This window comes from Rhizobium albus, from assembly GCA_030160035.1.
Lineage (GTDB): Bacteria > Pseudomonadota > Alphaproteobacteria > Rhizobiales > Rhizobiaceae > Georhizobium > Georhizobium albus.
The window spans coordinates 362,470-386,262 of the sequence record BSNO01000001.1; the positions used below are offsets into that span (position 1 = coordinate 362,470).

Here is a 23,793-nt window from a genome sequence, read left to right on the forward strand (position 1 = left end):
GTCAGGCCTCCGCTTTCGCGTTGCGGATCTGGCCGGCGGCGATCTGCCGAGCGTATCGGGCATTCTGCCGATCGCTGGAGAAGGGATAGGCCTTGCCAGTCGTGATCCGGCTTGGATTGCGTTGAAAGCCGATAGTCCTCGTGAACTCCCACGGCGTCACAAGCATCGGCTGGGCATCGGCGGCGCTAAACGAGCGCATCGCAGTGCCGAACTTCATTGCCTCCATCGCTGCGGCCATCATTCCGTAAACCATTCGCATCTCGGTCATTCCCTCATTGTCTGGGGAGCGGGGGAGCCGCTCGGGTGGAGCGGGGGTCAGGCGGCGCGGCGATCAGCGACGAGCGCGTCGTAGGCGCTGATGGCGTCCTGCTCGGATGCGAACACCGTGTCGAAAGTCATGTGATCGAAGGTGATGACGAAGCCGCCGCGCACGGCGTAGATCGTCCAGTCGAAGCCAACGGCGCCGCGCTGCTCGCGAACGATGCGGGCGGTCGGGTCATTGTTCGACGCGTGGTCTTTAAGCTGGATCGTCTGCATCTGGTCGCCTCCATCGTGCGGCACGAGCCGCTGTGTTCGATGGGGAGATCATACCGGAAATAAATTCCGCTTCAAGTGGGATGCGGAAATTAATTCCGATTTATCTTGATTGGGCTTCCGGACTGGAGCATAAGAAAAGCCCCGGCGGGGTGATCCGACCGGGGCTCTGATAGGCTCCAACAATGCATTCCGGTTATGCCTGATAACTTCAGGTTATACAAGGAAAGAGCCCTTCAGAGGCGCAGATATCGCGGCCTCTTGGGTCTGATCGGCGGTTCCCGCCAAGATGAAGCGATGGAGCGCATGAAGCGGCGGTCTTCCGGGCATTGTCCCGCCGGCACTGATCACCCAGCGCATGAATTCCCAAGCGGTTGCCGATGCCAGGCTCATTGGACGGAACTCGACGGGGTTTGACGGGCCCGACCGGGAACACGAGGAAAGCGCCTCGCCGGTAAACACAGGCACTGAAGCACCACTCATGACTACCTCACGCGCTGTGGCGCGGAGTCGGCAAAGATCGGGCGGACCTACCCATCGCCATTATGATCGCCGGGTGCAGCGGAGAGGCGACCTCCGACATCAAAGATCGAGCCTGTGGGGAATTCGAGTTCGATGCATGCTCAGGCGGCCTCTGGTGGTCGCGCCTTCGGGTCAACTGCGGTGGTGCAGTACCCGTCTATAGATCGAGCTATGCCTACTCGACAGTCAGACCGGATCCTGCTTCCCAGACAGCAAGTGGATTGTTCGAAAGATCGCTGCGGAATTCGATCCGAGCGAAGACGTTGCCAGGACCGGCCGCAGCGCAATTCAACGTCTCGGCCACGTATTCTTTGCGCTCAAAGGGCAGGGCGGCATAGAGCCGATCGTTCACCACGACGACAGGCGTCTCGCCCTCAAGGCCAAACGAACGGACGAGCCCGGCAGACTGCTCGGCCATGAAATCGGCTTGGCATGAGAGCGAGGTGCGCTCGGCAGACGCGATTGATGTCGAGGCCAGTAAGGCGAATGCGCAGAAGGTGGTGCGTGTCATAGCTTCAGGTTCCCTTGGATGCCGCCTTGCTTCGCCATCTTACGCATTCCAGACGGTGGCAGTACCGCGAAAATCTCGCCGATCCATTCGAGCGACACATTCTCGATCGGCGCCGCGTTCCACGAGAATAGGCTCACGCTTCCATCGCTCCCGCGCATCACGGTTTTGATGAAGCGTCGGCCGTCGCTTGTCCGGACGGCTGCGTCTTCACCGAAGAAGGACGCGAGCGGTCTCTTCTGCTCTCGATGCACGACGACGATAGATCCGTCCTTGTAGACGGGTAGCATCGAATCTCCACGAACACCGAAAGCGATCATGTCGTCTGGAACGGCAAAGGGGATGTGGATCTGGTCCAGGCCATCGGGTGGCACTTGTTCGAACTCGGGCTCAATCTCGGCGCCGGCACCGATGAAGCCCATAAGAGGGATCGGCCGGTTCTCAGTCTGGACACCTTCAGCAAGCCATAGACGATCGACGCCGAGAACGTCGGCAAGCTTCTCAAGCGTGTCACCGCGCGGCTGGTCGACTGCGCCCTTCAGGTACTTCAGCACGTTGTCATAGGGCACGCCGGAGCGCTCAGAGAGCACACGCTTGCTCCATCCCGTTCGCTTCCAGACTTCGTTAAGTCTTTGATCCCACGTCATGCAGGCATCGTAGACCGGAAGAAAATTCAGTTGTAAGGAATTCCCCGCTTGAATATCGGAATTTAATTCCGTAATGTCTCGGTTATGCGAACCATTTCCGAGATCATCGCCGCAGCAGGCGGCCCCGCTGTCATCGCCGGAAAGGCCGACAAACTGTCGACCGATGCCGTCTACAAGTGGGCGAAGATTGGCATCCCAGATCGTCATTGGCCAATCCTGATTGAGCTTGCCGGCGCGTCGCCGTCTGAGCTGTTCGAAGCCAATAAGGTCACGCGGTCGCAGGGAGCCGCCGCATGACCGACCTCGACCACACCTGCAGGACAGCGATCGAGAGCGGCCGCATGGCGCGGGTGGCTCTGAGCAGGTTCCCATCGGAGGCGGATGACAACGCCCGACCAACGGCGCCGGCCCGGCGCGCTGCCGATACCAGCCGGGCAATCAATTCGGATGGCGCCGCAATCGGTGCAGTGAAGCGAGCCGATGCGCCGCGACTGCCGAACGCCGCTGGTGTTGAGCCGGCCCCATCCGAACCCCATCCCAAGCGCTACCTGCGTCCCAACTGCCAGCATCGCGACATGTGCCGATCGGGCACGTCGGATCATTGCGGGGCGTGCAGGCGCGCGATCCAGGAGGCAGGCCAATGAAACCGCGCCCGAACGATCTCCCGCACAACGCCGGCGAAGGCGAGGTGTAGCCGTGGAAAACATCGCACTCATCACCCTCGGATACGGCCTTCTGTTCTTCGGCGTCTTCATGCTCGGGGGCCTGACATGACTGGCCTGAAGGCAATCGACTATTTCCGCGCCGGCTTGGACACGTCCCAGATCGCCGCGCTGCTTCGCTGCACTGATCGGACAGTCACCGAGGCCCAGGTCTACAACCTGCTTCACCAGCAGCGGGAAGCCGAGCGAGAGCCGGTCCGCACGCCAAGAGCCAAGAGACGCCCGATCAACCCGGTCTGGCGTGACGAGAAGAAGATCGAATACGCCGGCAAGGAGCGGAAGCCCAAGCGCACGGCGGAAGAGCAAGCCGAGATCAGGCGCAAATCCAATGCTCTGGTGGCTCGCCGGCAACGCGAGCGGCTGTCGGCTCTCAGGCATGCGGCGGTGCTCCCATGAACAAGCTCCCGCCTGTGGCCGACGTGCTCGGCTCTGCGATCGATGATCGTCTTCTCAGTGAATTCGGCATCCGCCGTGTGATCCGCCGCTGCCTCGATCATCGAACGATATCGTCGCAGGGCATCAAGGAAGACACTGGCTATTGCTTCATCTCGTTGCCGCGCGTGTCCATCCTGGACGGCCGGCCCGAGGAAAATCAGACGCGGGCGAGCGGCGGCAACCGCTCTCCGCATAGTCCTGAAATCGAGACACAGGCGCCGGGCTCAATCGCGCTGCCTGCGTTTCACAAAGTCCACCCAGCGGCAATTCCAACTGACGGTCGTCGATCGTCGGGCGGGCGCGGCTTGGGCGGGTCATAGGCTCTCCATCTCCTGTCTCTCGTGGTTCCGATCATTGGAACCTAGCGAGAGAGACGGTCGATGCGGTCAACAAATTTGGTGGAAACGGGCGACGCAATGAGCAGCGCAGTAACAAGTGAGATGCTGGACAAGATCGTTGTCCGAGAGATCGCAAACAGCGGCTCTCGCGAGGCGGCAATGGACAAGATTTGCCGCACCTACGGCTTCACCAGAGCACAGATCAAGCACCTGCGGGGCGGCCGGGCGAAGGACGTGAAGCTGAGCCTCTTTCAGAAGGTTCGGTTCGCGTACCTCGACTACTGCGAGAAGCAGATCGCGGCCCTGCAACACGAAATCCAAATCGAGAAAGCGAAGCACTCGGATGCTGATTTGGGAAATCTTGAAGGCGAAGTGGAAGCTCTTGCGGAGAAAGTTCGCAAGGCGAAAGCGAGGTGAGAAATGAGCAGTGTAGGGCACAACTCCAAGGATCTAACGGAAGACGAGCGCGCGGCCCTTTACGGCTATCTCTGCCGGCAAGAACGCGACGAACTGGCAGTGATCGACGGTGCGCAGGCGAAGCGCAAAGAGAACTTTAAGAAGGCCAAGGAATGGGGTTTCTCGAAAGAGGAAGTGGCGTTCCACGAAAAGGCTCGCAAAGCCGGCGACGGCTCGTCGATCGTCCAGAAGCACTCCCTGCACAAACGAGTTTTGATCAAGCTCGGTCTGATCCCTGACGATCGCGGCGGTGACCTCCTTGTCGACCGTGCCGATCGCCTGCAGCTCATCCGGGCGCGCGGCGAGGCTGATGGCCTGGTCGGCGAGGGCGGCCCCGGTCATGCCGGTTTCGCGCAGAACAGCGACGAGGAGGTCACCTACCTCGAAGGCTGGAAGGCCGGGCAGATGCGCTACGCACAGAATTGGCAAGCCGCGATGGAGAAGGCGATCGCTTCGAAGTCGCGTGAAGAGCCCGAAGCATCCGGCGAAGACCCATTCCCTGCAGCGGCTGAATGAACCCAGGCGGCGGCCTGCACCGGCGACCGCGTCCGTAACGCGGGAGGGAGTGGGCGGCGGCCCCTCCCGATCCTCCCAAGGCTACGAGGGCTCCATGAGATTCAGTATGACATTCGAGGGCAAGCTTGCGGCGCATCTGATCGCCGAAGCTGATCTCCACAAGGTGCGACCGTCGACGCTGGTCCGGTCGGCCGTCGCCACGATGGTCAAGGACGATCTGCTCGACACGATGATCGCAGACGTCGACCTCAAGGAAGAAGACCGCTTCGAGGGCGGATGGCGCGGCAACTACATCCACGAGGGCAGGCGCGTGTCTCTCGCTTCCCTCGCAAGGGAGCACGGCATGTCAGCATCGACGCTCTATCGGCGTGTCAGGCGTCTGGGCTGGTCGATCGACAGGGCGATCAGCGAGCCGATTAAGGGCTCGGAGGGCAGGCCATGAGGATTCTCGGTCTCGATGTCTCCACCTGCACTGGCTATGCCTTCTGGGACACAAGCCGCAACATCTCATCCATTCAGGCTGACGTGATCGAGTTGCCGCCTCCTCGCGAACTGCCCAACGGCAAAAAGGATTACAGCTGGGACGATTGGCGGGTAGCCCAGGTGGGCCCGAAGATCGTCAAGCTGATCAGGCAAATCGGGCCCGACTTCATCCTTTGCGAAGAACGCCTACGGTTCTCGAAAAAGGGAGATGGCGCATTTGCGTTCACTCAGGCGATACATGGCGCGATATACGGCCATTGCTGCAGCTTCGGAATCCCATTCGGAACCATCCCGATCTCCTCGTGGAGAGCGCTCGCCTACGGCAAAGGTTTCAAGCCGGCGGTGGAGCCTGTGCTTGATGCCTACGGCAACCAGAAGCTGGATGACAAAACCGGCAAGCCCAAGTTCAAGACGCAGGACTGGGGCGATATCGCTGTCGAAAAGTGCGAGAGCCTTGGGATCGTTCTGCCTCAGAAGAAGGCGACATCGCACAACGCCGCCGAGAGTGCGCTGATCGCGATGCTTTGGCGGTGCCATAGCCGCATCTCAGTCCCCGGCGACAAGAACCGCGAGAAGTATCTCTCTCTTTTGCAGAAACCCAACGGCTCCTCGGTTGAGCGAAACATTCCGCGCCAAGAGGTGGCGGCATGAGGCTCTTCGACTGGCCCTTCGGCGACATCAACCCGCATTCCTTCGACCTGATTATGGCCGATCCTGCGTGGACCTTCGAGCTCCGGTCGGAGAAGGGCGAGAGCAAGTCGGCCCAGGCGCAATACCAGTGCCAGACGCTCGACGACATCAAGGCCCTGCCTGTGCTTGATCTGGCCAGCTCCGATTCCCTGCTGTGGCTCTGGGCCACCAACCCGATGCTGCCGCAGGCCTTCGAGGTGATGTCGGCATGGGGCTTCACATTCAAGACTGCCGGCGCATGGGGCAAAACCACGGTCAACGGCAAGATCGCATTCGGCACTGGCTACATCTTCCGCAGTGCGCACGAGCCGATTCTCATCGGGACGCGCGGCGAGCCGAAGACGACGAGATCCGTCCGCTCGCTGATCATGGGGCAGGTGCGCGAGCATTCCCGCAAGCCGGAGGAGGCATATCGCGAGGCCGAACGCCTGATGCCGCACGCACGGCGGATCGAACTCTTCTCCCGCACCGATCGGCCCGGCTGGACGACATGGGGCAATGAGGCCGGCAAGTTCGGAGCGGCGGCATGAACATGGCAGCGAGAATTCAAGACATAGACCGAGACGCGCATGGTTTCTCTCAGCGAGACATGCCAAGCGCACTGGAGGCAGAGCAGGCGTTGCTTGGCGCCCTCATGATGAACGCCCAGGCGTCGGCGGAGATCATCGACCGGGTGTCGGCCGAAGACTTCAGCGACCCGATCAATGCCGAAATCTTCCGCATCTGCCTGGAGCAGATCGCCAAAGGCAAGCGCCCGAACCCTGTGACCCTCAAGGCCGCGCTTCCCGAAATCCAGATCGGCGAGAAGACCATCTCGCAATATCTCGCCTCGCTCGCTGCCAATGCCGTGAACGTGGTCAACGCTCCGGACTATGCCGACGCCATTCGCTACTCCGGCGCCCGGCGTACCCTGATCAATCTCGGCGGCCGCATAACGGACGTCGGCGTCAAGCTGGCTGATGAAGTGCTGCTTCTCGAAGAGGTCGATGCGCTGGCAACGCGGCTCACTGAGTGCCGTGCGAAGATCGCCGGGTCCGAGGGTAGCGGAACAAGCTTTGCCGACGCCATGGACCGCGCTCTTGACCGCACAGACAAGGCCCAGCGCGGAGAAGACGACAGCGGCATCGATTGCGGCTTCATGGCCGTGACGCGTCTGGTGGGGCCGCTCACGCCCGGCCAGCTGATCGTGATCGGCGGCGGGACGAAGCAAGGCAAATCGGCTCTCGCCCAACAGATGGGCATGGGCGCCGCGCGCAATGGCTGGCCGGTCTTCTACTACTCCGGAGAGATGGGCGCCGACGAGCTCGCCATGCGCGAGATCAGCCGATCGACCGGGATTTCAGTCTCCAGGCAGAAGCGCGGGTCCGTCTCCGATCAGGAATACGAGCACATGATGGTCGCTCGGTCCGATCTCTCAAAGCTGCCGTGGCACATCCAGGACAAACGCCGGACGCTGGACCAGCTGGAGCGCGAGCTTGAGGCCTTCGTGAAGCGAAGAGGGCAGGCGCTGATTATCGTCGATTCCGTCACGCTGATCGAGCGAGACCAGAACAATCGCCGGGTGGAGAACTGGGCCTTTGCTGAAATGGTCACGGACCGGCTCAAGGGGATCGCCCGGAAGCTGGAGAGCCCGATCCTCGCGCTGTCGCAGCTGAAGAAGAACACCTTCGCCGTCGAGCGGTCATCCTATGCCAAGCAGGTCGACGCTGCCGTCTTCAAGAACGTCGTGAACCGCCGGCCGCGCTATTCCGACATCCTCGGCGCGTGCGAGCGCGATGCGGACCATGTGCTGATCCCGTTCAACCCCGAGCCGATCCTGATGGAACTGGAGCCTGCGGAAGGCACGCCGGAACACCTCGTCTGGGAGACCGTGCTCGAGGAATACAAAGGCAGGGCCGAGATCATCCTTGCCCTGTCCCGCGAGCAGAAGTGGCCCCGCAAGCAAGCGGTCCTCTGGGACGGCACCAGAACGACATTCGAGATGCAGGGCGAGAGCCAGAAAGGGCTTTTCTGATGCGCTATGGCTCTGTCTGCTCAGGCATCGAAGCCGCGACCATGGCCTGGCATACGCTCGGCTGGTCGCCCGCCTTCTTCAGCGAGATCGAGAAGTTCCCGTCCCAGGTGCTCGCTCACCACTACGGCAGCAACATGCCCGGTGCGGAGCCGTCAATGAACGGTGTCCCGAACTACGGCGATATGACGAAATTCGAGGAGTGGCCCGACCATGAAATTGACCTTCTTGTCGGAGGAACGCCCTGCCAGTCCTTCAGCGTCGCAGGACTTCGCCAAGGCCTTGCTGACCCGCGCGGGAACCTCATGCTCACCTATCTTGCCATCGCTCGACGCTATCAGCCCCGCTGGCTGGTCTGGGAGAACGTCCCCGGCGTCCTGTCTTCCAACGGAGGAAGGGACTTTGGAACCTTTATCCGAGGGCTGGAAGAATGCGGGTATCATGCGGCCTGGAGAGTGCTTGACGCTCAGTTTGTCCGAGTGGACGGCTATGAAAGGGCAGTCCCGCAGCGACGGCGGCGTGTGTTCGTTGTCGGATATCTTGGAGACTGGAGACGTGCCGCGGCGGTTCTACTTGAGCCCGAAAGCCTGCGCGGGGATCCTGCGCCGCGCCGACAAGCGGGGGAAGGAGTTGCCCCAACAATTAGCGCACGCCCTTCAGGGGGTGGCGGTCTCGGAACCGACTTCGACTTAGACGGAGGCCTGTTCGTGGATGATGCAGCCCGCTGTGACACAGCGGGCTATGCCCAGCGGATAGACGCCGAAAGCGAGAACTTTGTCGCCTTCAATTCAAGGGAAGACCCAGAGGCTACATGGGACCGTTCCGGCCCGCTCGGCGCTTCTAGTCCGCAGGCGCAAGCTATTGCCTGGTCGATCATGCCTCAGAACAGCGGCAAGGATTACAAGGCCCGCGCCGTCGACGTGGCACAACCAGTCATGGCGGGCGGCCCGGTCGGCGGAAATCAGGGCGGCGACTACATCCAGCAGAGGTGGGCAGTCCGTCGGCTAACCCCGACCGAATGCGAGCGCCTGCAGGGCTTTCCTGACCACTTCACCGACATCCGGCCGAACGGCAAGCCAACGGCCGATGGCCCTCGATACAAAGCCCTTGGCAACAGCATGGCCGTGAATGCGATGCGCTGGCTTGGGCAACGGATCGCCCATGTAGAATCTCTCACGGATGCACTGGAGGCAGCCGAATGAACGAATTCCGAGCTTTCGCGCACCCTGTCCACGGCGGATTTCACGCGATGATCCGTCTCGCTCACCAGGCTAAGCCCGAGCCCGTCAAAGGAAGAGGCGGAGCCCCAATCCTCTATGCGACCGAGCTGGATGCGCACAAAGCGGCCACGGCGCATCTGGAAGCCTATTTCAACGGCAGCCTGACCCGCGACGGTGACACGCTTTCCACGGCCAAGCGTGAAGCCGACGTCGTCTTCGCCAAGTTCACGAAGCAGCGGGGCAAGGAGAAGCGGATCGAGGTGGTGCGCCGGAGGGTAGGGGCATGAGTTGGCAAGACTGGCACATCGGCATGAAAGTCGTCTGCGTTGGCTACGAAGGCACGCCCAAGCCGCCCGGCTTTTGGGAAGAATGGTGCAAGGACTGGGGCATAATCAAGCCTGACCGAGGCTGCGTGTACACCATCCGGGACATGCGCATTATGTCGGACGGTGTCCTGCGCATCCGCCTGGATGAAATACGCAACCCGATTGTCGCCTTTGTTGATGCGCCGAACCAGGAGCCGTGGTTCACCGCGAAAGCCTTCCGCCCGGTTGCCGGCAAGAAAACCGACATATCGGTCTTCACGGCGATGCTTGATGGTGTACGTCAGGTCGAGCCCGCATGACCGATCGCATCGCCTCCATAGCAGCCGAGTACGGCGTGACGCTGATCGGGAAGAGCCGATATCCCGAGCCCGGGGAATCGCGCGCTGTGAAGACAATGCACCGGATATTCAACAAGCAGGGCGAGGCCCATTTCAGGATGGTGCTGGTGACCCTGGCCGAGACCGAGAACAATCACGCCTGCATTGACGAGAGCAGCTTATGGGCGGCCTCAGACCTCATCCGGCACTGGAAGGCCACCATCGACGCAGACGCGAGCGCATGGCTTGCTGTGTGGGACAAACTGCCATTGGGCGAGCTGCAGTTCCTTGCCTACCAGCTTCGCGGTAAAGTGCCGGCGCGATTTGCCCTCGGCGGCATGATCCATGAACGCCTGGTCCGGGTCTTCGGTGAGAAGGCAGGGCAGGGCGACCTTTTCGATGACAGACGCGAGGCGGCGGCATGAACGCAGGTGAAATCGCAGAGCGCATGATCGAAGCCGCGGCGATCGAATACCGTCTGCCAGACCAAGGCACAGGCGGCGGATCGGCATGGGTGGCCTACACCCACACTATCGCCGACATGAACGGCTGGGGCGAAAAGCGCTACCAGGAAGAGCGCGAGCAGTTCTGGAACCGAGTGAAGGCCCAGGTCACGGCGCCCGAGGTCAGCCGCTGGGAAGAGTGCCGGCGATGGATCATCGAGCTCGTCGAGCGACCCGAAGAGCGCCGCGCGCTATGGGCATGGGCAGAAGCGAAAGCCGGCGGTAAGGCCTTCAAGCGCTGGTGCCTCAATAGTGAAAATGTGCATCCAATCACCGGAACACGGCGAAAAGATCGGGCAATCGCTCAAATTGTACGTCATTTCACCGGCAGAGGCTTTCTGAATAGCGAAACCGTGCAAACGTGTGTGTTGCCTGAGACCCCCGAAAACGACTACCTTCCGGATAACATCGCGACACTTCGCACCGAACGAAACGGGGTCCAGGCTTGGGCCGACGATCTGGCCTTTCAGCCCTTCATCGCAAGTGTCGAGCACGACTTCTCATGGGCCGAGAAACGTAATGAGCTGAGGCGCCAACGAGCCGCCCGGCTGAAGAAGACGGCATAGGTTCGCGCTGCTACGGCATGCGCCTCAAGACCGGTGAAAACCTGCACAGTTGCGAGGCGGCGGTACTAAGCCCTCCAAGCCCAAAGCCGAGAGCGTGTCGCTCGTCCGCCTCGCATTCATTTCAGCCCCGCTCCGGCGGGGTTTTGCTTTTGTGGAGAGCGGTATGGACGACGCGGCCTTGGGCAGCTTGACGAGCCAAGAGCGCCTTGTTGTTGCGAAGCTTGTGGACACGTGGAACGAGTTTCTCCTTCTTCCGGTCGAGCACGATGATGACGTGACTGAATTCCGGCGGATCATCCATGCAGCTCAAGAGAAGGTGCTGGCTCGCGTTGGCCGACGGCAGATCAACCGATGAACTCCCTCAAATACCTCACCCGCCAAGGGATCAAGAGAGACGAGGCAGTCCGGCTGATCATCATCGCCCAGGCGAAGGTGGCCAAGATGCCGAAGATCAATCCGAGGGTGCGGTGATGTGGACATGGCGCGACATGCTGATCCTGCATCTCGGACGCTGGTGGGAAGTGGGCTTCAGTCTTCCGTTCTTGTCGGTGTCCGTCGGCTGGGACTTCGTGCGCTACCAACTCGGCCTGAAGCTGCGGTGGGGTCAGGCTAAGCCCGAATTTGGCATGATGCCCTACAGGCGCAACGTGTTCATACCGCTGGCACGGTCTCCGTTGTCGAAGCTGCGTAGGCCTGACGCGCCCATGAACCCCATGAGCTACCGTCCACGCACCAAAGCTTGCAGGCCTGATGGGCCACCTCCTGCGCCGCGGAAGATCTGATGAAGCCTCAGCCACCCGAGGATTGGGCGTCCTACAAGAACACGCCGGAAGATCCCATGGATCTGGAGCAAATCATCCGTAACAAGCAAGACCAGCTGCGCGGCAGGCCTCGTGACTGGCTCGATGATTTCAAGGAATGGCGCAGCGGATTTACCGGCCGCCACATTGAAATCGCCCTCCATTTGGCCTTGGTGCCGCTTACCATGGGAAGCATCATCATTTACCTCGCTCTGTTCTGCGGCGTTGAGTGATCCTCCATATGAAAGTTGACCCAATTCCCTCACGCACGGTTAGAAAAGGGAGAGCCATGAGCGACGTTGGAAAGCTGAGCGTAAAGCTCGAGTGTGACGCTGATGAATTCCTCGCCAAGTGCAACGCCGCGCGCGCCGCTCTGGAAGCGCTGACCAAGGCTGCCAATGAAGCGCAGGCTGCGGTCGCCGCTTTTGCATCGAGCAAAGACGACGTCATCACAGTGACTGATGTTCGTAAGCCTATGCGTTCTCGCCCCATCGTTTCTTGAAGTCGGTCCGCAATCCGACCGTGCCCACCAGCAGCATGGGCCAAGTCCCTTATCACGGCTGAGAACCAACGCGTGGACCGACGGGCTCGCGAGCCTTTCATGCTGACGCGTCAATCTGGGAAATGCTGGGCATGCCTCGACTGAAGACGATCAAGCCAAGACTGGGCATGATCGCGCCACAGGTGCCCAAGCGCACCGAGAAGGATCACGACGCCACAAGGCGCGAGACCCTCGACTATCGCAACTGGTACAAGCTGAAGCGTTGGCAGGATCTCCGAACCCGCGTGTTCGTCCGAGACTGCTACACATGCCAGCAGACAGGCGTGCTCCTCACCGGCAAGGCACCGGCGCCCAACAGCCCAGTGGCCCACCACAAACAGGACCACCGAGGCGATCCCGATCTCTTCTGGGATGAAGAGAACGTCGAGACCGTGAGCAAGGCTTGGCACGACACGACAGCACAGTCGATCGAGCGGAGACGTCGAGACGACGAGGCCAAAGCCGCCCTGTGAAGCATCGTTTCCCACGCAACAATCGTGCGTCGAGGAGACAGAAAGTTACGTGACCGCGCAAGAAAATTGCGGGGGGGTAGGCGAAAGGCTGAAAACAGGCCTCTACCGGACCGGCGCGGGAACCCACCAAAACATTTTTTATCGGCGGAGTGAGTTCAGCCCATGGCTGGAAACAAAAACAGCGGCCGTCCCGAGTATCAGGCGACCGACGAAGAACGCGAGAAGGTGCGGGTTCTCAAGGCCGGAGGCATGTCCAACGAGGCAGTGGCCGAAGCCCTTGGAATTTCAGAGCCGACGCTGCGGAAGCATTTTTCTTCGGAGCTTGATCGCGGCACGGCAAAGGTGCGCGCGGATCTTCTGATGGCCCGGTATCGATCGGCGATGGGTGGCAATGTGGCCGCCCAGAACAAGATGATCGAGCAGGTGGCGGCCTCGTCGGCCCAAGCCAAGATCACGGCCAAAGCTCCGAAGCTCGGCAAGAAGGAAGAGCAGCAGGTCGCGGCCCAGGCGGTCGGCGGCAAGTTCGCCCCACCGCAGGCGCCGAAGCTGGTGGTCGATAACCGGTGACAATGCATTGGACTACTGCCTGTCCAGATTGGCAGGAGAGGATCGTTGCGGGTCGGTCTCTGATCCCATTCGATCCGCTTTTCCCTGACGAGGCAGAGGCGGCGCTGTCGGTCTTCAAATCTCTGAAGATCGTGGACGTGGCCGGGCAGCCGACATTCGGCGAGGCGTGCGAGGAATATGTCTTCGACTTCGTCCGGGCGATCTTCGGCGCCTACGACCACGAGAATGCCAAGCGGCTGATCGAGGAATTCTTCCTCCTGATCGCCAAGAAGAACATCAAGAGCACTATGTCGGCTGGCATCATGCTGACGGCTCTGATCCGCAACTGGAGGCACAGCCAGGAACTGCTCATCCTCGCGCCGACGCGGGAAGTGGCGGAGAATTCGTTCAAGCCGGCGGCCGACATGGTGCGGGCCGATCCCGAGCTGACTGATCTGCTGCATGTGCAGGACAACCTGAAGGAGATCACCCACCGGCTCACGAAGGCGGTGCTGAAGGTGGTCTCGGCCGATTCCACATCGACCGCGGGCAAGAAGGCGGCCTTCGTCCTGATCGAGGAGCTGTGGCTGTTCGGCAAGAAGGCTGGGGCCTCGGCGATGCTTCAGGAAGCGACGGGCGGTCTGATCTCACGGCCCGAGGGTTTCGTGATCTACATATCGACCCAGTCGGACGCCCCGCCGGCTGGGGTCTTCAAGGAGAAGCTGGATTATTTCCGCGGTGTGCGGGACGGCACGATCGACGACCCACGAAGCCTCGCGGTGATCTACGAATTCCCCGACGAGATGGTGAAGTCGAAGGCCTATCTGCAGCCTCAAAACTTCTACGTCACCAACCCGAACATGGGCCGATCGGTGCGCGCCGACTGGCTCGAGCGAAAGCTCGCCAAGGTCCGGTCGGGTGAAGACGAAGACGGCGACACGATCCAGACTTTCCTCGCGAAGCATCTGAATGTCGAGATCGGCATGAACCTCCGGGCGAACCGGTGGGCAGGCGCGGACTTCTGGGCACTGCGCGCGGATCCGAAGATTACGCTCGATTACATCCTGAAGCATTGCGATGTGGTGGTGCCGGGGATCGACGGCGGCGGTCTGGACGACTTGTTCGGCCTCTGCATCCTCGGGCGCCACAAGCAGACGAAGGACTGGCTCGCCTGGTCTCATGCCTGGTGCCACAAGGGCGTTCTGACCCGGCGGAAGTCCATCGCCGACCGGCTGCGGGATTTCGAGAAGGCTGGAGAGTTGACGATCGTCGACGACGAGCTCGACGACATATCGGCCATCATCGAGATCATCCAGCGGATCAAGGACGCCGGTCTTCTCGCGGCGGTCTCGGTCGACCCGGCTGGGCTAGGCGAGATCATCGACGCCTTGGCCGACATCGACGTGACGCCAGAGAATGGCGAGATCATCGGCGCGCCGCAAGGCTACGCCATGATGAACGCGATCAAGACGGCCGAGCGGAAGCTGACGAACGGCACGCTGATGCATAGCGGATCGGGACTGATGTCCTGGTGCGTGAGCAATCTGAAAATCGAGCCCACGGCCACGGCCATCCGGGCAACCAAGCAGACCGCCGGCGACGCGAAGATCGACCCGGCGATGGCGCTTTTCGATGCGGTCACGGTGATGAGCCGTAACCCGGAGCCAAAGCGCAAGCCAGAATACCAGATGCTCGTCTTCGGCTGAGCCCACCCGACGATTCAGAAGAACTGGAGGTCCGTCATGACCGTGACGCGCCGCGCCTACTCGTATCTCACGATCAAGAGCGTCAGCGAAGACCGGCGGGTTATCCGCGGCATCGCCACCACGCCGGCCACAGATCGCGTCGGCGACATCGTCGAGCCCATGGGCGTCAAGTTCAACAACCCGATGCCGTTCCTATGGCAGCACGACGCTTCCAAGCCGATCGGCACGGTGAAGTTCGACAAGCCCACCAAGGACGGCATCACCTTCGAGGCGGAGCTTCCGATCCTGGACGAGCCCGGCACGTTGAAAGATCGCGTGGACGAGGCTTGGCAGTCGATCAAGCTCGGCCTGGTGCGCGCGGTGAGCATCGGCTTCCGCGCCGTGGAATACGCCTTCCTCGACGAGGGCGGCATCCGCTTCATGAAGTCAGAAGTATTCGAGCTGTCGGCGGTGACCATTCCCGCGCAGCCCGAAGCGATCATGACTTCTATCAAGAACATGGACGCGACCGGTGTCGCGATCATCAAGTCCTTCGACCCGAACGCTCCAGCCGCGACCGGCACCATCGAGCGTCCTGCGAAGACCCCTCCCGGCGCTGCGGGAAAATCCCATCAACCCGTTTCACTGCGCCCGAAGGAGGGCACCACAATGAAGACCATTCAGGAGCAGATCGCTGCTCTGGAAGCGAAGCGCACGGCACACGCCAAGCGCATGGAAGAGGTTCTGAGCAAGAGCCTCAACGAAGAGCGCACCACGGACGAATCCGAGCAGGAAGAGTTCGACACGCTTGAGCAGGAAGTCGAGGCCATCGATAAGGATCTGAAGCGTCTGAAGGCGCTTGAGAAGGTCATGGTATCGAAAGCCGCGCCGGTTGGTCCCGGAAACGGCCGCGCCGTTGAAGGCGCAGAACCCCGCACGACCGTCGTGGTCAAGGCGCCGTCCAAGCCCGAGAAGGGCATCGACTTCGCTCGTCTCGCCAAGGCTAAGGCGATCGCCTACCTGGAAACGTCCAAGGGCAACAACGTCAGCGCTGCGGCAGTTGCCAAGCAGTTCTGGGGTGAGCAGTCGGACGTCTACGGCGTGCTGACGAAGGCCAACGTGGTGGCCGGCTCCTCGATCGCGGAAAACTGGGCCTCTGGCCTTGTGGGCGACGAGACGTCTGTCTTCGCGGACTTCGCCGAGTTCCTTCGTCCTATGACCATCGTCGGTCGTATGGGCACGGGCAACTATCCGTCGCTCCGCAACATCCCGTTCCGCACGCCCCTCATCACCCAGACCGGTGGTGGCCAGGGCTACTGGGTGGGTGAAGGCAAGCCGAAGCCGCTCACGGCGTTCGACTTCGACCGGTCCACTCTGGACGAGCTGAAGGTCGCATCGATCACGGTCGTGACCGAAGAGCTTCTTCGGAAGTCCAGCCCATCGGCTGACGCGATCCTTCGTGATCAGCTGGCCCGTGCGGTTGCTGAGCGTGTTGACATCGACTTCATCAGCCCGGCCAAGTCTGCCTCGGCTGGTGTCTCGCCGGCGTCGATCACGAATGGCATCACGCCGATCGGCTCGACCGGCAATGACGCCGATGCGGTTCGCGAGGATATCCGCGCACTGATGGCGACCTTCATTGCCGCCGACAACCCGCCGACCACCGGCCTGTTCATCATGTCGTCGCTGACGGCCCTGGCTCTCTCGCTGATGCGCAATCCGCTCGGTCAGCGCGAGTTCCCGGACATCACGATGGCAGGCGGCACGCTGGAAGGCCTTCCGGTCCTCACCTCGGCGTATTTCGCTCCGGTGTCCGCCGGCGGCTTCGTGGCACTGGTCAACGCATCGGACATCTACTTCGCCGACGAAGGCGGTGTGATGGTCGATGTGTCGCGTGAAGCATCCCTCCAGATGCTGGACAACCCGACGAACGACGTCACCACGCCGACGGCGACCTCCATGGTCTCCATGTGGCAGACGAACTCGGTCGCCTTCCGCGCCGAGCGCATCCTGAACTGGAAGCGTCGTCGGGCGTCGGGTGTTGCACTTCTGAACGAAGTCGCATGGGGCACGCCTACCGGCTCCTAAGCCCAGCCTCTGAATATCGCCGGCCGCGGGAAACTGCGGCCGGTCTCATGCCATCCGGAGACAAGCCATGAACGCCTACCGCACTCGCATGCTGAATGCGCGCGATCCGCGCTATGCCAAGATCCACGATGCGATCTATGGCCGCCGCGATGTCCAGGCTGTCGCGCCTGCTCCGGTCGAGACTCTTGCCGATGTCCGCGCCGAATATGAGCGCGTCCTTGGCAAGCGGCCATTCAACGGCTGGGGCATCGAAGAGCTTCGCGCCAAGATCGCCGCGGCAAAGGCTTGAGCCCATGAAGGTCCTCGGCGTGCGCATCCCGTTCACTCGGCAGCCGGCGCAGCAGCAGAAGGCGCTTGAGCCTGTCGGTTCGCGCGGTTCGGGCTGGTATCGCATCCTTGAAAGCTTTTCTGGTGCTTGGCAGCAGAACGTCGAAGTCAACTTCGACTCCGTGCTCTCCAACCATGCCGACTTCGCTTGCCGCACGCTGATTGCCTCAGATATCGCGAAGATGCGCGTGAAGCTCGTGCAGCGCGATCAGTATCGGATTTGGACCGAAGTCGACAATTTCGGCTATCAGGTTCTGATCAAGCCGAACCGCTATCAGACGCGGATCCAGTTCTTCGAAAGCTGGGTGCTGTCGAAGCTGCAGCGCGGGAACACATACGTCCTCAAGCAGCGCGGCGGGCAGCCAGACGGTCGGGGAGTGACCGCGCTCTATGTGCTCGACCCGTCACTCGTGACGCCTCTCGTGGCCAGTGACGGCTCGGTCTACTACGATGTCCAGCAGGACAAGCTATCCGGCGTCGAAGCGCACATTATCGTGCCGGCGTCGGAGATCATTCACGATCGCTTCAACTGCTTCTTTCATCCGCTGGTCGGTCTCTCTCCGATCTTCGCCGGCGGCCTCGCGGCGACACAAGGTCTCGCGATTCAAGGTGACAGCGCACTGTTCTTCCAAAACGGCGCGCAGCCGGGCGGCGTACTGACCGCTCCGGGCGCTATCGCAGATGAGACGGCACAACGCCTCAAGGCCTACTGGGACACCAACTTCACCGGCAAGAATTCTGGAAAGGTCGCGGTTCTCGGCGATGGTCTGAAATATGAGGCTATGCGCGCCAAGGCGGTCGACAGCCAGCTGATCGAACAGCTCAAATGGTCGGCCGAAGTCATTTGTGGCGTCTATCATGTCCCGGCCTTCATGGTCGGTGTTGGCCAGGCGCCGGCCTACAACAACATCCAGTCTCAGCTCACGATGTATTATTCGCAGTGCCTCCAGGTGCTGATCGAAAGCATTGAGGTGCTTTTGGACGAAGCCCTCGGTCTGAACGGTGAAGCTGGCAGCGGTGCGAGCCTGGGCACTGAGTTTGACCTTGAAGACCTGCTTCGCATGGACACGGCTACGCAGTTCGATGTGGCGGCTAAGGGCAAGGGCATCCTCACGCTGGACGAGCAGCGGCGGAAAGCTGGCTATGCGCCGACTGAGGGCGGTAACACGATCTATCTCCAGCAGCAGGATCACTCGCTCGCGGCGATCGCGGCCCGTGATGAGCAGCTTGTCGAGGCGGCCAGCAATCCGACCGATCCGGCGGCTGCAGCAGAGACGGCCGCGAACGACAACCTCGCTCTCGAGGCCACGCGTGCCATGGCTGAAATCTACAAGGGGCTTCGCTGATGTTTGATGGCAAGGCGTTCGGCGCCGAGATCGTGAGCGCGGTCAAGGCGCATATTGCCGACAGCCTCAAGCCCGTCATGGACCGTATCGATGCGATCGAGCGGCGGCTGGATGAGGCGCCGGCGCCCAAGGAAGTCGATCTGGACGGTCTCCTGGCCCAGGCGAAAGCTGCGGGGCAAGAAGCGGTCGCAGCAGTGGAATCCAGCCTCGAAAGCTTCAAGCCTGATCCGTCCGAGGTAAAGGCCCTGCTGGAAGACTTCGTCGCGCAGCACGTTGCCGCCATTCCGGCTCCCCAGGACGGGAAGAGCGTCACGCTTGATGATGTGGCCCCGCTGATCGAGAAAGCCGTCAGCGAGGCTGTCAGCGCCATACCGGCGCCAAAGGACGGCCGCGACGGGATTGATGGCAAAGACGGCCGCGATGGTCTGGACGTCAAAGAGATGTTCCGGGCCGATGGCGGCCGGCTGATCGCCACGATGACCGACGGCACCACCCGCGATCTCGGCGTGTTCGTCGGCAAGGATGGAGCCCCAGGCCGCGACGGCTTCAACCTCGAAGACTTCGACGCGACGCTGATGGACGACGGCCGCACGGTCCTACTGTCCTTCAAGCGGGGCGATCAGGTCTTCAAGTGCGAGCTTGGCATCCCAACCATGATTTATCGGGGCGTCTTCAACGAGGGCAAGAAATACGAGCGCGGCGACACAGTCACGTTCGGCGGCTCGCTCTGGCATTGCGACGAGGAAACCGACGCGAAGCCGGGCGAGGGCCAGAAGGCCTGGACGCTCGCTGCGAAGCGCGGCCGTGACGGCAAGCCGGGCAAGGACTTCACGCCGCCGGCGCCAAAGCAGCCGATCAAGCTCGGGGGCGAGTGATGCTGGTCACGCTTCAGGAATTGAGCCTGCACCTCAATCTCGATCTTGATGCCATGGGCAGCGGATCGCCGGAGGAAGACAAGGCACAGCAAGTCGGCGAGCAGGCCAGCGACATTGTCGTGGACTATCTGAAGAGCACCAACAGCGGCTGGACTGAAGAGACCACACCGCGCCCGGTGAAGTCCGCCATCCTGATCATCGCCGGCGCGCTCTACGACGACCCGCATGGCACAGGGCATGGCGATTATCTGAAGCCTGACGGTGCGGTTGCAAACCTTCTGCGCCGATACCGGGATCCTGCGCTTGCATGAGCCGGCCTGAATGGTTTCCCGACTGGACCGGCGAGACATGCGTGATCGTCGGCAGCGGCCCGAGCGCATCGTCGGCGCCGATCGACATCGTGAAGGGCAAGGCCAAGGTCATCGCCACGAACACGTCATGGAAGCTCGCCCCGTGGGCTGATGCTCTCATGGCCTGCGACTATGCCTGGTGGGCTCATGCGAAGGGCTGTCCTGAATTTCAGGGCCTGAAGCTGACGGTTGACCAGATCGCGGCGCGGACCTTCGAGGATGTGCGACTGGTCAACTGCCGGAAGGGTGACGATCGACTCTTTCTGGAGCCGATCAACACGGTGGGCTGGGGCGGCAACAGCGGTTTCCATGCCTTGAACCTCGCGGTGCAGTTCGGCTGCTCGAAGATCATCCTCGTGGGGATCGACGCTTCGGTGAAGCACGGGCTCCACTGGCACGGCACGCATCCGAGGGGCCTGAATAACCCGACCTCGGGCAACGTGGAGCGGTGGCGCCGCGCGATCGACAGGGCTTGGACGGTGATCGAACCGCTCGGGATCAAGGTCATCAACTGCAGCACCATCTCGGCGCTGACTGCCTATCCGAAGATGACGCTGCAAGAGGCATTGGACGCATGAACGGGGTTCGGATGGAGGATGTCGTCTTCCGAGGGGCGTTCATTCACGCGAAGGCGCACGTCGACGCAACTGTTCGGATCGGCAAGGGGTCCAAGGTCTGGCAATTCGCCACGGTTATCCGGGGGGCGGTGCTTGGCGCTGATTGCGTTGTGGCCGCCGGCGCCAACCTGGACGGACCAATCTTCGGCGATCGGTGCATCATCTCGCCAGGCGTCGACATGGGGCCGGGCTTCGTGATCGGGAACGATGTGTTCCTCGGGCCCGGCGTGGTGTTCTGCAACGACTGGTGGCCGCGCACGCATAAGGACGGTTTCGACTACGAAGGCCTGCGTTCCGGCAAGGTCGTCTGTGTCCGCATCGGCGATGGCGCGAGCCTCGGGGTTCGGGCGACGGTTATGCCGGGCGTTAGCATAGGCAGGGGCGCGATGATCGCTGCCCACGCCGTCGTCACCCACGATGTGCCGGACGGCTGTCTGTGGACCCGTGAGGGCGAAATTAGAACGATCAGGAATGAACCGGAGCGGATGCGCACATGCTGACTGTCGCCACGTTGCTCTGGGATGCGAACCGCAACTCGCTGCCGTTCTCGCGCATGTACGACGAGACGTGGGTCGAGAAGCTTTACCGCGGGTTCGCCCGCAACCTGTCCGATCCGTTCCGCTTCGTCTGCTACACCGATCGGCCGCGGCACTTCGCAGAGCCGATCGAACAGAAGCGGATGTCCACATCCACGCCCGGCTATGGCGACTGCATCCAGCCTTACGAGATGGGCGAGCCGATGATCCTCTGCGGTCTCGACACGGTCATCACGGGCAACTGCGACGCGCTGGCACGGTTCTGCCTGAAGAGCGACATCATCGCCCTGCCGCGGGATCCCTACAAGCCGAGCCGGGCCTGCAATGGCGTGGCCCTGGTGCCCGGCGGCAAGTCCGACATCTGGACCCGATGGAAGGGCGAGAACGACATGGAGTGGATGCGCGCCCAGCCTCACGTCTATCTGGACGAGGCTTTTCCGGGCGCCGTCGTGTCCTTCAAGGGCAGAGCCAAAGCTGCGGGCATCGGTGGCGCGTCCATCGTCTATTTCCATGGCCGCGAGAAGCCGCACGAGCTGCCGGCAGGCCATCCGATCTTGGAGCACTGGGTCTGATGGCTGCTCCCGTTCTCGACAGGCGGATCACGATCCAGCGCGCGACCACAGCGCCCGATGCATTCAATGAGCCTGTTCAGACGTGGACGGACCTGAAGACGCTTTCCGCCGCGCGCCGCGACGTCTCCGATGGCGAAAAGTTTGCGGCCGGGCAGGTGGGCGCGTCGCTCCAGTCTCGGTTCGTAATCCGGCATTCGTCGATCTCGAAGACGATCACCCCAGTCGACCGGCTCTCTCATGAGGGCGCGATCTGGAACATCATGGGCATCAAGGAAACGCAGGACGGGCGCCGGCGCTTCCTGGAAATCACTGCCGCAAGGGATGCTGACTGATGGCTCGATCGACCGTCCGCATCTCTGGGCTGAAGGAACTGGACCGCGCCCTCGGTGAACTGCCCAAGGCGGCGGCGAAGGCCACGCTCCGCAAGGTGCTGACTGAAGCAGCGGAGCCCATGGCGCGCGCCGCTCGTCGGAATGCGCCGAAGCAAGACTATCACCTCTACGAGAGCATCGACGTTTCGCCGCGGCTGAATGGCCGGCAACGGGCGCTGCATCGCAAAGAGAATTCGCCCACCTTCGTCGAGACCTTCGTCGGCACGAACAACCCCGCCGGCGTCCAGCAGGAGTTCGGCAACGAGCGGCATGCGGCGCAGCCGTTCCTCCGCCCCGCATGGGACGCTGAGAAGAAGCCGACGGTCGAGCGCATCGCCAATTCGCTCTGGACCGAGATCGAGCGCATGGCCAAGCGGGTCGCGAACAAGGCAGCACGAGGCCGATAAGCCCATGGAAGAAGCCTTGACCGCGCTGCTGGCCTCAGTTGCCAGCGGGCGCCGCTATTGGGTGCGCGCGCCTCAGACCGTCGCGAAGCCGTATGTCGTCATGCAGGTGATCGACACGCTGCCCAGCTACTCCATGGCGGGGCAGGCCGACCATATCGCGAGCCGGGTTCAGATCGACGTCTATGCCGACACCTACGGCGCGCTGATCAGCACGACCCGCGCAATCAAGGCGATCCTGTCCGGCTACAAGGGCGGCCAGATCCAAGGCGCTTTCATCGCGAGCGAGCGAAACCTTCCAGCGGCCGACGCCGGCGAGGTGTCGCAGCTCTTCCGAACGTCCATCGACATCATGATCCACCACACCCACGCCTGAACGGAGACATTCCAATGGCTGAAACTGAAGCATTGATCGGCTACGGCAGTGAGTTCCGTCTTGGCGACGGCGCGAGCCCCGAAGTTTTCACACCGGTGGCCGAGGTCAACAACATCACTCCGCCGTCCGACACGGTTGACGTGATCGACGCGACCCACATGGCCAGCCCGAACCGCACCCGCGAGTTCATCGAGGGCCTGATCGATCCAGGTGAAGCATCCTTCGAGATGAACTTCGTCCCGGGCGGCCCAGGCGATGAGGCAATCCAGGAATGGAAGGCGACCGGCGGCCGGCGCAACTGCCAGATCAAGTTCGGCAACACCAACGTGATCTGGACCTTCGCCGGCATCCTCACGGGTTACGAACCCGATGTGCCGACCGACGACAAGATGACCGCGACGGTCACCATCAAGGTCACGGGCTCCTACGTCAGCGGAGTTGAAAGCTGATGAAGACTGACTTCACGGGCGACGTCAGCTTCGAGGCGCTGGGCAAGAGCTACACGCTCAAGCTCGGCACCAAGGCGATGCGGAAGATCGAGATCGCGGTCGGAAAGCCCATGCCGGTCATCGGGAAGATGCTCGACAAGGAAGAGACAGCATCGATCGACCTGGTGGCCAAGGTCTTCTGGGGCGCACTCCAGCACCACCACCCGGAGGTGTCTGTCGATGACGTCGACGACATCCTGGATGCGATCGGCCTCGATCAGGCAGGCCCATTGATCGGGCAGGCATTCGAAGCCGCCCAGCAGCCGAAGAAAGGCGGTGACAACCGCCCTCCGGTAGCGACGACTGGACCGACTGGCCGTCGCTGATCACAACATGGGTGGACGCCGGACAGCCATACGAATTGTTCTGGCAGCTCACGCTTCGCGAAATCAGCGCCATTCTCGACGGCGTGTCAGCCCGGTTGATCCGGGAGCACAACGATCGGGCCTGGATGGTCTGGCACACGGAAGCGCTGTCGAGACAGAAGAAGCTCCCGAAGCTTCAGACGCTCCTCGCCGGGCAAAAGCAGCGGCGACAGCAGACAGTTGAAGAGCAGATCAGGATCGCCATGCAGTGGACTGCGGCGGTGCAGAGGAAGAGGTGA

General features: G+C 61.8%; 39 protein-coding genes. 35 read left to right on the plus strand and 4 right to left on the minus strand.

The genetic code is table 11. The features are described from left to right. Nucleotide 1: 1 nt before the first annotated feature. The 4 genes from QQL76_RS01665 to QQL76_RS01680 all read right to left on the minus strand — a co-directional run bounded on the left by QQL76_RS01665 (nucleotide 2) and on the right by QQL76_RS01680 (nucleotide 2,418). Complete coding sequence (locus QQL76_RS01665) at nucleotides 2-268, minus strand: hypothetical protein (protein ID WP_499206104.1); 267 nt, start codon at nucleotides 266-268, stop codon at nucleotides 2-4. 47 nt (nucleotides 269-315) lie between these two features. Then, nucleotides 316-537, minus strand: a complete 222-nt coding sequence (locus tag QQL76_RS01670; protein WP_499206105.1) for a hypothetical protein — start codon at nucleotides 535-537, stop codon at nucleotides 316-318. A 694-nt stretch (nucleotides 538-1,231) separates the two neighbouring features. After that, entirely contained in the window at nucleotides 1,232-1,567 is a 336-nt protein-coding gene (locus QQL76_RS01675) for a hypothetical protein (RefSeq protein ID WP_499206106.1), read from the minus strand. Next, nucleotides 1,564-2,418 (minus strand): LexA family transcriptional regulator, encoded by an 855-nt coding sequence (locus tag QQL76_RS01680; RefSeq protein ID WP_499206107.1) that lies wholly within the window; start codon nucleotides 2,416-2,418, stop codon nucleotides 1,564-1,566. The genes QQL76_RS01675 and QQL76_RS01680 overlap by 4 nt, the downstream gene beginning before the upstream one ends. On the opposite strand from QQL76_RS01680, the gene QQL76_RS01685 reads away from it, so the two are divergent. From QQL76_RS01685 to QQL76_RS01855, 35 genes are all read left to right on the plus strand, one after another. After that, nucleotides 2,365-2,508: a hypothetical protein gene (locus QQL76_RS01685; RefSeq protein WP_499207087.1), complete on the plus strand. Its 144-nt coding sequence runs from the start codon at nucleotides 2,365-2,367 to the stop codon at nucleotides 2,506-2,508. The genes QQL76_RS01680 and QQL76_RS01685 overlap by 54 nt on opposite strands. Continuing rightward, nucleotides 2,505-2,855, plus strand: a complete 351-nt coding sequence (locus QQL76_RS01690) for a hypothetical protein (RefSeq protein ID WP_499206108.1) — start codon at nucleotides 2,505-2,507, stop codon at nucleotides 2,853-2,855. The genes QQL76_RS01685 and QQL76_RS01690 overlap by 4 nt, the downstream gene beginning before the upstream one ends. A gap of 126 nt (nucleotides 2,856-2,981) precedes the next feature. Then, nucleotides 2,982-3,329 (plus strand): hypothetical protein, encoded by a 348-nt coding sequence (locus tag QQL76_RS01695; protein WP_499206109.1) that lies wholly within the window; start codon nucleotides 2,982-2,984, stop codon nucleotides 3,327-3,329. A 14-nt stretch (nucleotides 3,330-3,343) separates the two neighbouring features. Next, nucleotides 3,344-3,688, plus strand: a complete 345-nt coding sequence (locus tag QQL76_RS01700) for a hypothetical protein (protein ID WP_499206110.1) — start codon at nucleotides 3,344-3,346, stop codon at nucleotides 3,686-3,688. 96 nt (nucleotides 3,689-3,784) lie between these two features. Further along, on the plus strand, nucleotides 3,785-4,123 hold the full coding sequence (locus QQL76_RS01705; protein ID WP_499206111.1) for a hypothetical protein: 339 nt from the start codon (nucleotides 3,785-3,787) through the stop codon (nucleotides 4,121-4,123). 3 nt (nucleotides 4,124-4,126) lie between these two features. Then, nucleotides 4,127-4,678: a hypothetical protein gene (locus tag QQL76_RS01710; RefSeq protein ID WP_499206112.1), complete on the plus strand. Its 552-nt coding sequence runs from the start codon at nucleotides 4,127-4,129 to the stop codon at nucleotides 4,676-4,678. 94 nt (nucleotides 4,679-4,772) lie between these two features. Beyond that, complete coding sequence (locus tag QQL76_RS01715; RefSeq protein ID WP_499206113.1) at nucleotides 4,773-5,120, plus strand: helix-turn-helix domain-containing protein; 348 nt, start codon at nucleotides 4,773-4,775, stop codon at nucleotides 5,118-5,120. Between the two features lie 83 nt (nucleotides 5,121-5,203). Next, nucleotides 5,204-5,812, plus strand: a complete 609-nt coding sequence (locus QQL76_RS01720) for a hypothetical protein (RefSeq protein WP_499206114.1) — start codon at nucleotides 5,204-5,206, stop codon at nucleotides 5,810-5,812. Then, nucleotides 5,809-6,381 carry an MT-A70 family methyltransferase gene (locus QQL76_RS01725; RefSeq protein WP_499206115.1) on the plus strand — a complete coding sequence of 191 codons (573 nt, stop codon included), beginning with the start codon at nucleotides 5,809-5,811 and terminating at the stop codon, nucleotides 6,379-6,381. The genes QQL76_RS01720 and QQL76_RS01725 overlap by 4 nt, the downstream gene beginning before the upstream one ends. Before the next feature lie 59 nt (nucleotides 6,382-6,440). Next, nucleotides 6,441-7,865, plus strand: a complete 1,425-nt coding sequence (locus QQL76_RS01730; protein ID WP_499206116.1) for a replicative DNA helicase — start codon at nucleotides 6,441-6,443, stop codon at nucleotides 7,863-7,865. Further along, entirely contained in the window at nucleotides 7,865-9,064 is a 1,200-nt protein-coding gene (locus QQL76_RS01735; RefSeq protein ID WP_499206117.1) for a DNA cytosine methyltransferase, read from the plus strand. The genes QQL76_RS01730 and QQL76_RS01735 overlap by 1 nt, the downstream gene beginning before the upstream one ends. Further along, nucleotides 9,061-9,369: a hypothetical protein gene (locus QQL76_RS01740; RefSeq protein ID WP_499206118.1), complete on the plus strand. Its 309-nt coding sequence runs from the start codon at nucleotides 9,061-9,063 to the stop codon at nucleotides 9,367-9,369. Before QQL76_RS01735 ends, QQL76_RS01740 begins: the two co-directional genes overlap by 4 nt. Continuing rightward, complete coding sequence (locus tag QQL76_RS01745; protein WP_499206119.1) at nucleotides 9,366-9,707, plus strand: hypothetical protein; 342 nt, start codon at nucleotides 9,366-9,368, stop codon at nucleotides 9,705-9,707. The genes QQL76_RS01740 and QQL76_RS01745 overlap by 4 nt, the downstream gene beginning before the upstream one ends. Further along, the gene (locus tag QQL76_RS01750; protein ID WP_499206120.1) at nucleotides 9,704-10,150 is read left to right on the plus strand and encodes a hypothetical protein; all 447 of its coding nucleotides are present in this window, start codon (nucleotides 9,704-9,706) and stop codon (nucleotides 10,148-10,150) included. The genes QQL76_RS01745 and QQL76_RS01750 overlap by 4 nt, the downstream gene beginning before the upstream one ends. Next, nucleotides 10,147-10,794, plus strand: a complete 648-nt coding sequence (locus QQL76_RS01755) for a hypothetical protein (protein WP_499206121.1) — start codon at nucleotides 10,147-10,149, stop codon at nucleotides 10,792-10,794. The genes QQL76_RS01750 and QQL76_RS01755 overlap by 4 nt, the downstream gene beginning before the upstream one ends. Nucleotides 10,795-10,957: 163 nt before the next feature. Next, nucleotides 10,958-11,149 carry a hypothetical protein gene (locus QQL76_RS01760; protein ID WP_499206122.1) on the plus strand — a complete coding sequence of 64 codons (192 nt, stop codon included), beginning with the start codon at nucleotides 10,958-10,960 and terminating at the stop codon, nucleotides 11,147-11,149. Nucleotides 11,150-11,575: 426 nt separating this feature from the next. Then, nucleotides 11,576-11,827 carry a hypothetical protein gene (locus QQL76_RS01765; RefSeq protein WP_499206123.1) on the plus strand — a complete coding sequence of 84 codons (252 nt, stop codon included), beginning with the start codon at nucleotides 11,576-11,578 and terminating at the stop codon, nucleotides 11,825-11,827. A gap of 56 nt (nucleotides 11,828-11,883) precedes the next feature. After that, entirely contained in the window at nucleotides 11,884-12,096 is a 213-nt protein-coding gene (locus tag QQL76_RS01770; protein WP_499206124.1) for a hypothetical protein, read from the plus strand. Between the two features lie 131 nt (nucleotides 12,097-12,227). Next, nucleotides 12,228-12,608 carry an HNH endonuclease gene (locus tag QQL76_RS01775; protein ID WP_499206125.1) on the plus strand — a complete coding sequence of 127 codons (381 nt, stop codon included), beginning with the start codon at nucleotides 12,228-12,230 and terminating at the stop codon, nucleotides 12,606-12,608. A 162-nt stretch (nucleotides 12,609-12,770) separates the two neighbouring features. After that, nucleotides 12,771-13,175: a helix-turn-helix domain-containing protein gene (locus tag QQL76_RS01780; protein ID WP_499206126.1), complete on the plus strand. Its 405-nt coding sequence runs from the start codon at nucleotides 12,771-12,773 to the stop codon at nucleotides 13,173-13,175. 2 nt (nucleotides 13,176-13,177) lie between these two features. After that, nucleotides 13,178-14,860, plus strand: a complete 1,683-nt coding sequence (locus QQL76_RS01785) for a terminase large subunit (RefSeq protein WP_499206127.1) — start codon at nucleotides 13,178-13,180, stop codon at nucleotides 14,858-14,860. A gap of 36 nt (nucleotides 14,861-14,896) precedes the next feature. Further along, nucleotides 14,897-16,927, plus strand: a complete 2,031-nt coding sequence (locus QQL76_RS01790) for a phage major capsid protein (protein WP_499206128.1) — start codon at nucleotides 14,897-14,899, stop codon at nucleotides 16,925-16,927. 67 nt (nucleotides 16,928-16,994) lie between these two features. Further along, nucleotides 16,995-17,216, plus strand: a complete 222-nt coding sequence (locus tag QQL76_RS01795) for a hypothetical protein (protein ID WP_499206129.1) — start codon at nucleotides 16,995-16,997, stop codon at nucleotides 17,214-17,216. Between the two features lie 4 nt (nucleotides 17,217-17,220). Then, nucleotides 17,221-18,600 carry a phage portal protein gene (locus tag QQL76_RS01800; protein ID WP_499206130.1) on the plus strand — a complete coding sequence of 460 codons (1,380 nt, stop codon included), beginning with the start codon at nucleotides 17,221-17,223 and terminating at the stop codon, nucleotides 18,598-18,600. Continuing rightward, nucleotides 18,600-19,475, plus strand: coding sequence for a hypothetical protein (locus QQL76_RS01805; protein WP_499206131.1), 876 nt, complete (start codon nucleotides 18,600-18,602; stop codon nucleotides 19,473-19,475). The genes QQL76_RS01800 and QQL76_RS01805 overlap by 1 nt, the downstream gene beginning before the upstream one ends. Then, complete coding sequence (locus QQL76_RS01810) at nucleotides 19,475-19,786, plus strand: head-tail connector protein (RefSeq protein ID WP_499206132.1); 312 nt, start codon at nucleotides 19,475-19,477, stop codon at nucleotides 19,784-19,786. Before QQL76_RS01805 ends, QQL76_RS01810 begins: the two co-directional genes overlap by 1 nt. Before the next feature lie 41 nt (nucleotides 19,787-19,827). Beyond that, on the plus strand, nucleotides 19,828-20,403 hold the full coding sequence (locus QQL76_RS01815; RefSeq protein ID WP_499206133.1) for a hypothetical protein: 576 nt from the start codon (nucleotides 19,828-19,830) through the stop codon (nucleotides 20,401-20,403). Between the two features lie 11 nt (nucleotides 20,404-20,414). After that, nucleotides 20,415-20,942: a DapH/DapD/GlmU-related protein gene (locus QQL76_RS01820; protein ID WP_499206134.1), complete on the plus strand. Its 528-nt coding sequence runs from the start codon at nucleotides 20,415-20,417 to the stop codon at nucleotides 20,940-20,942. Then, nucleotides 20,936-21,550, plus strand: coding sequence for a hypothetical protein (locus QQL76_RS01825; protein WP_499206135.1), 615 nt, complete (start codon nucleotides 20,936-20,938; stop codon nucleotides 21,548-21,550). The genes QQL76_RS01820 and QQL76_RS01825 overlap by 7 nt, the downstream gene beginning before the upstream one ends. After that, the gene (locus tag QQL76_RS01830; protein ID WP_499206136.1) at nucleotides 21,550-21,882 is read left to right on the plus strand and encodes a head-tail adaptor protein; all 333 of its coding nucleotides are present in this window, start codon (nucleotides 21,550-21,552) and stop codon (nucleotides 21,880-21,882) included. Before QQL76_RS01825 ends, QQL76_RS01830 begins: the two co-directional genes overlap by 1 nt. After that, the gene (locus tag QQL76_RS01835; RefSeq protein ID WP_499206137.1) at nucleotides 21,882-22,328 is read left to right on the plus strand and encodes an HK97-gp10 family putative phage morphogenesis protein; all 447 of its coding nucleotides are present in this window, start codon (nucleotides 21,882-21,884) and stop codon (nucleotides 22,326-22,328) included. The genes QQL76_RS01830 and QQL76_RS01835 overlap by 1 nt, the downstream gene beginning before the upstream one ends. Before the next feature lie 16 nt (nucleotides 22,329-22,344). Further along, nucleotides 22,345-22,701, plus strand: coding sequence for a tail completion protein gp17 (gene gp17, locus QQL76_RS01840; protein WP_499206138.1), 357 nt, complete (start codon nucleotides 22,345-22,347; stop codon nucleotides 22,699-22,701). A 14-nt stretch (nucleotides 22,702-22,715) separates the two neighbouring features. Beyond that, nucleotides 22,716-23,150, plus strand: coding sequence for a phage tail protein (locus QQL76_RS01845; protein ID WP_499206139.1), 435 nt, complete (start codon nucleotides 22,716-22,718; stop codon nucleotides 23,148-23,150). After that, entirely contained in the window at nucleotides 23,150-23,515 is a 366-nt protein-coding gene (locus tag QQL76_RS01850) for a hypothetical protein (protein ID WP_499206140.1), read from the plus strand. Before QQL76_RS01845 ends, QQL76_RS01850 begins: the two co-directional genes overlap by 1 nt. A gap of 11 nt (nucleotides 23,516-23,526) precedes the next feature. Further along, nucleotides 23,527-23,793 carry a hypothetical protein gene (locus QQL76_RS01855; protein ID WP_499206141.1) on the plus strand — a complete coding sequence of 89 codons (267 nt, stop codon included), beginning with the start codon at nucleotides 23,527-23,529 and terminating at the stop codon, nucleotides 23,791-23,793.

Coding starts and splice junctions, on each gene's coding strand:
- QQL76_RS01665 (WP_499206104.1), bottom strand. CDS start 268: ATGACCGAGATGCGAATGGTTTACGGAATGATGGCCGCAGCGATGGAG.
- QQL76_RS01670 (WP_499206105.1), bottom strand. CDS start 537: ATGCAGACGATCCAGCTTAAAGACCACGCGTCGAACAATGACCCGACC.
- QQL76_RS01675 (WP_499206106.1), bottom strand. CDS start 1,567: ATGACACGCACCACCTTCTGCGCATTCGCCTTACTGGCCTCGACATCA.
- QQL76_RS01680 (WP_499206107.1), bottom strand. CDS start 2,418: ATGACGATCTGGGATGCCAATCTTCGCCCACTTGTAGACGGCATCGGT.
- QQL76_RS01690 (WP_499206108.1), top strand. CDS start 2,505: ATGACCGACCTCGACCACACCTGCAGGACAGCGATCGAGAGCGGCCGC.
- QQL76_RS01695 (WP_499206109.1), top strand. CDS start 2,982: ATGACTGGCCTGAAGGCAATCGACTATTTCCGCGCCGGCTTGGACACG.
- QQL76_RS01705 (WP_499206111.1), top strand. CDS start 3,785: ATGAGCAGCGCAGTAACAAGTGAGATGCTGGACAAGATCGTTGTCCGA.
- QQL76_RS01710 (WP_499206112.1), top strand. CDS start 4,127: ATGAGCAGTGTAGGGCACAACTCCAAGGATCTAACGGAAGACGAGCGC.
- QQL76_RS01715 (WP_499206113.1), top strand. CDS start 4,773: ATGAGATTCAGTATGACATTCGAGGGCAAGCTTGCGGCGCATCTGATC.
- QQL76_RS01725 (WP_499206115.1), top strand. CDS start 5,809: ATGAGGCTCTTCGACTGGCCCTTCGGCGACATCAACCCGCATTCCTTC.
- QQL76_RS01730 (WP_499206116.1), top strand. CDS start 6,441: ATGCCAAGCGCACTGGAGGCAGAGCAGGCGTTGCTTGGCGCCCTCATG.
- QQL76_RS01735 (WP_499206117.1), top strand. CDS start 7,865: ATGCGCTATGGCTCTGTCTGCTCAGGCATCGAAGCCGCGACCATGGCC.
- QQL76_RS01740 (WP_499206118.1), top strand. CDS start 9,061: ATGAACGAATTCCGAGCTTTCGCGCACCCTGTCCACGGCGGATTTCAC.
- QQL76_RS01745 (WP_499206119.1), top strand. CDS start 9,366: ATGAGTTGGCAAGACTGGCACATCGGCATGAAAGTCGTCTGCGTTGGC.
- QQL76_RS01750 (WP_499206120.1), top strand. CDS start 9,704: ATGACCGATCGCATCGCCTCCATAGCAGCCGAGTACGGCGTGACGCTG.
- QQL76_RS01755 (WP_499206121.1), top strand. CDS start 10,147: ATGAACGCAGGTGAAATCGCAGAGCGCATGATCGAAGCCGCGGCGATC.
- QQL76_RS01760 (WP_499206122.1), top strand. CDS start 10,958: ATGGACGACGCGGCCTTGGGCAGCTTGACGAGCCAAGAGCGCCTTGTT.
- QQL76_RS01765 (WP_499206123.1), top strand. CDS start 11,576: ATGAAGCCTCAGCCACCCGAGGATTGGGCGTCCTACAAGAACACGCCG.
- QQL76_RS01770 (WP_499206124.1), top strand. CDS start 11,884: ATGAGCGACGTTGGAAAGCTGAGCGTAAAGCTCGAGTGTGACGCTGAT.
- QQL76_RS01775 (WP_499206125.1), top strand. CDS start 12,228: ATGCCTCGACTGAAGACGATCAAGCCAAGACTGGGCATGATCGCGCCA.
- QQL76_RS01780 (WP_499206126.1), top strand. CDS start 12,771: ATGGCTGGAAACAAAAACAGCGGCCGTCCCGAGTATCAGGCGACCGAC.
- QQL76_RS01785 (WP_499206127.1), top strand. CDS start 13,178: ATGCATTGGACTACTGCCTGTCCAGATTGGCAGGAGAGGATCGTTGCG.
- QQL76_RS01790 (WP_499206128.1), top strand. CDS start 14,897: ATGACCGTGACGCGCCGCGCCTACTCGTATCTCACGATCAAGAGCGTC.
- QQL76_RS01795 (WP_499206129.1), top strand. CDS start 16,995: ATGAACGCCTACCGCACTCGCATGCTGAATGCGCGCGATCCGCGCTAT.
- QQL76_RS01800 (WP_499206130.1), top strand. CDS start 17,221: ATGAAGGTCCTCGGCGTGCGCATCCCGTTCACTCGGCAGCCGGCGCAG.
- QQL76_RS01805 (WP_499206131.1), top strand. CDS start 18,600: ATGTTTGATGGCAAGGCGTTCGGCGCCGAGATCGTGAGCGCGGTCAAG.
- QQL76_RS01810 (WP_499206132.1), top strand. CDS start 19,475: ATGCTGGTCACGCTTCAGGAATTGAGCCTGCACCTCAATCTCGATCTT.
- QQL76_RS01820 (WP_499206134.1), top strand. CDS start 20,415: ATGGAGGATGTCGTCTTCCGAGGGGCGTTCATTCACGCGAAGGCGCAC.
- QQL76_RS01825 (WP_499206135.1), top strand. CDS start 20,936: ATGCTGACTGTCGCCACGTTGCTCTGGGATGCGAACCGCAACTCGCTG.
- QQL76_RS01830 (WP_499206136.1), top strand. CDS start 21,550: ATGGCTGCTCCCGTTCTCGACAGGCGGATCACGATCCAGCGCGCGACC.
- QQL76_RS01835 (WP_499206137.1), top strand. CDS start 21,882: ATGGCTCGATCGACCGTCCGCATCTCTGGGCTGAAGGAACTGGACCGC.
- QQL76_RS01845 (WP_499206139.1), top strand. CDS start 22,716: ATGGCTGAAACTGAAGCATTGATCGGCTACGGCAGTGAGTTCCGTCTT.
- QQL76_RS01850 (WP_499206140.1), top strand. CDS start 23,150: ATGAAGACTGACTTCACGGGCGACGTCAGCTTCGAGGCGCTGGGCAAG.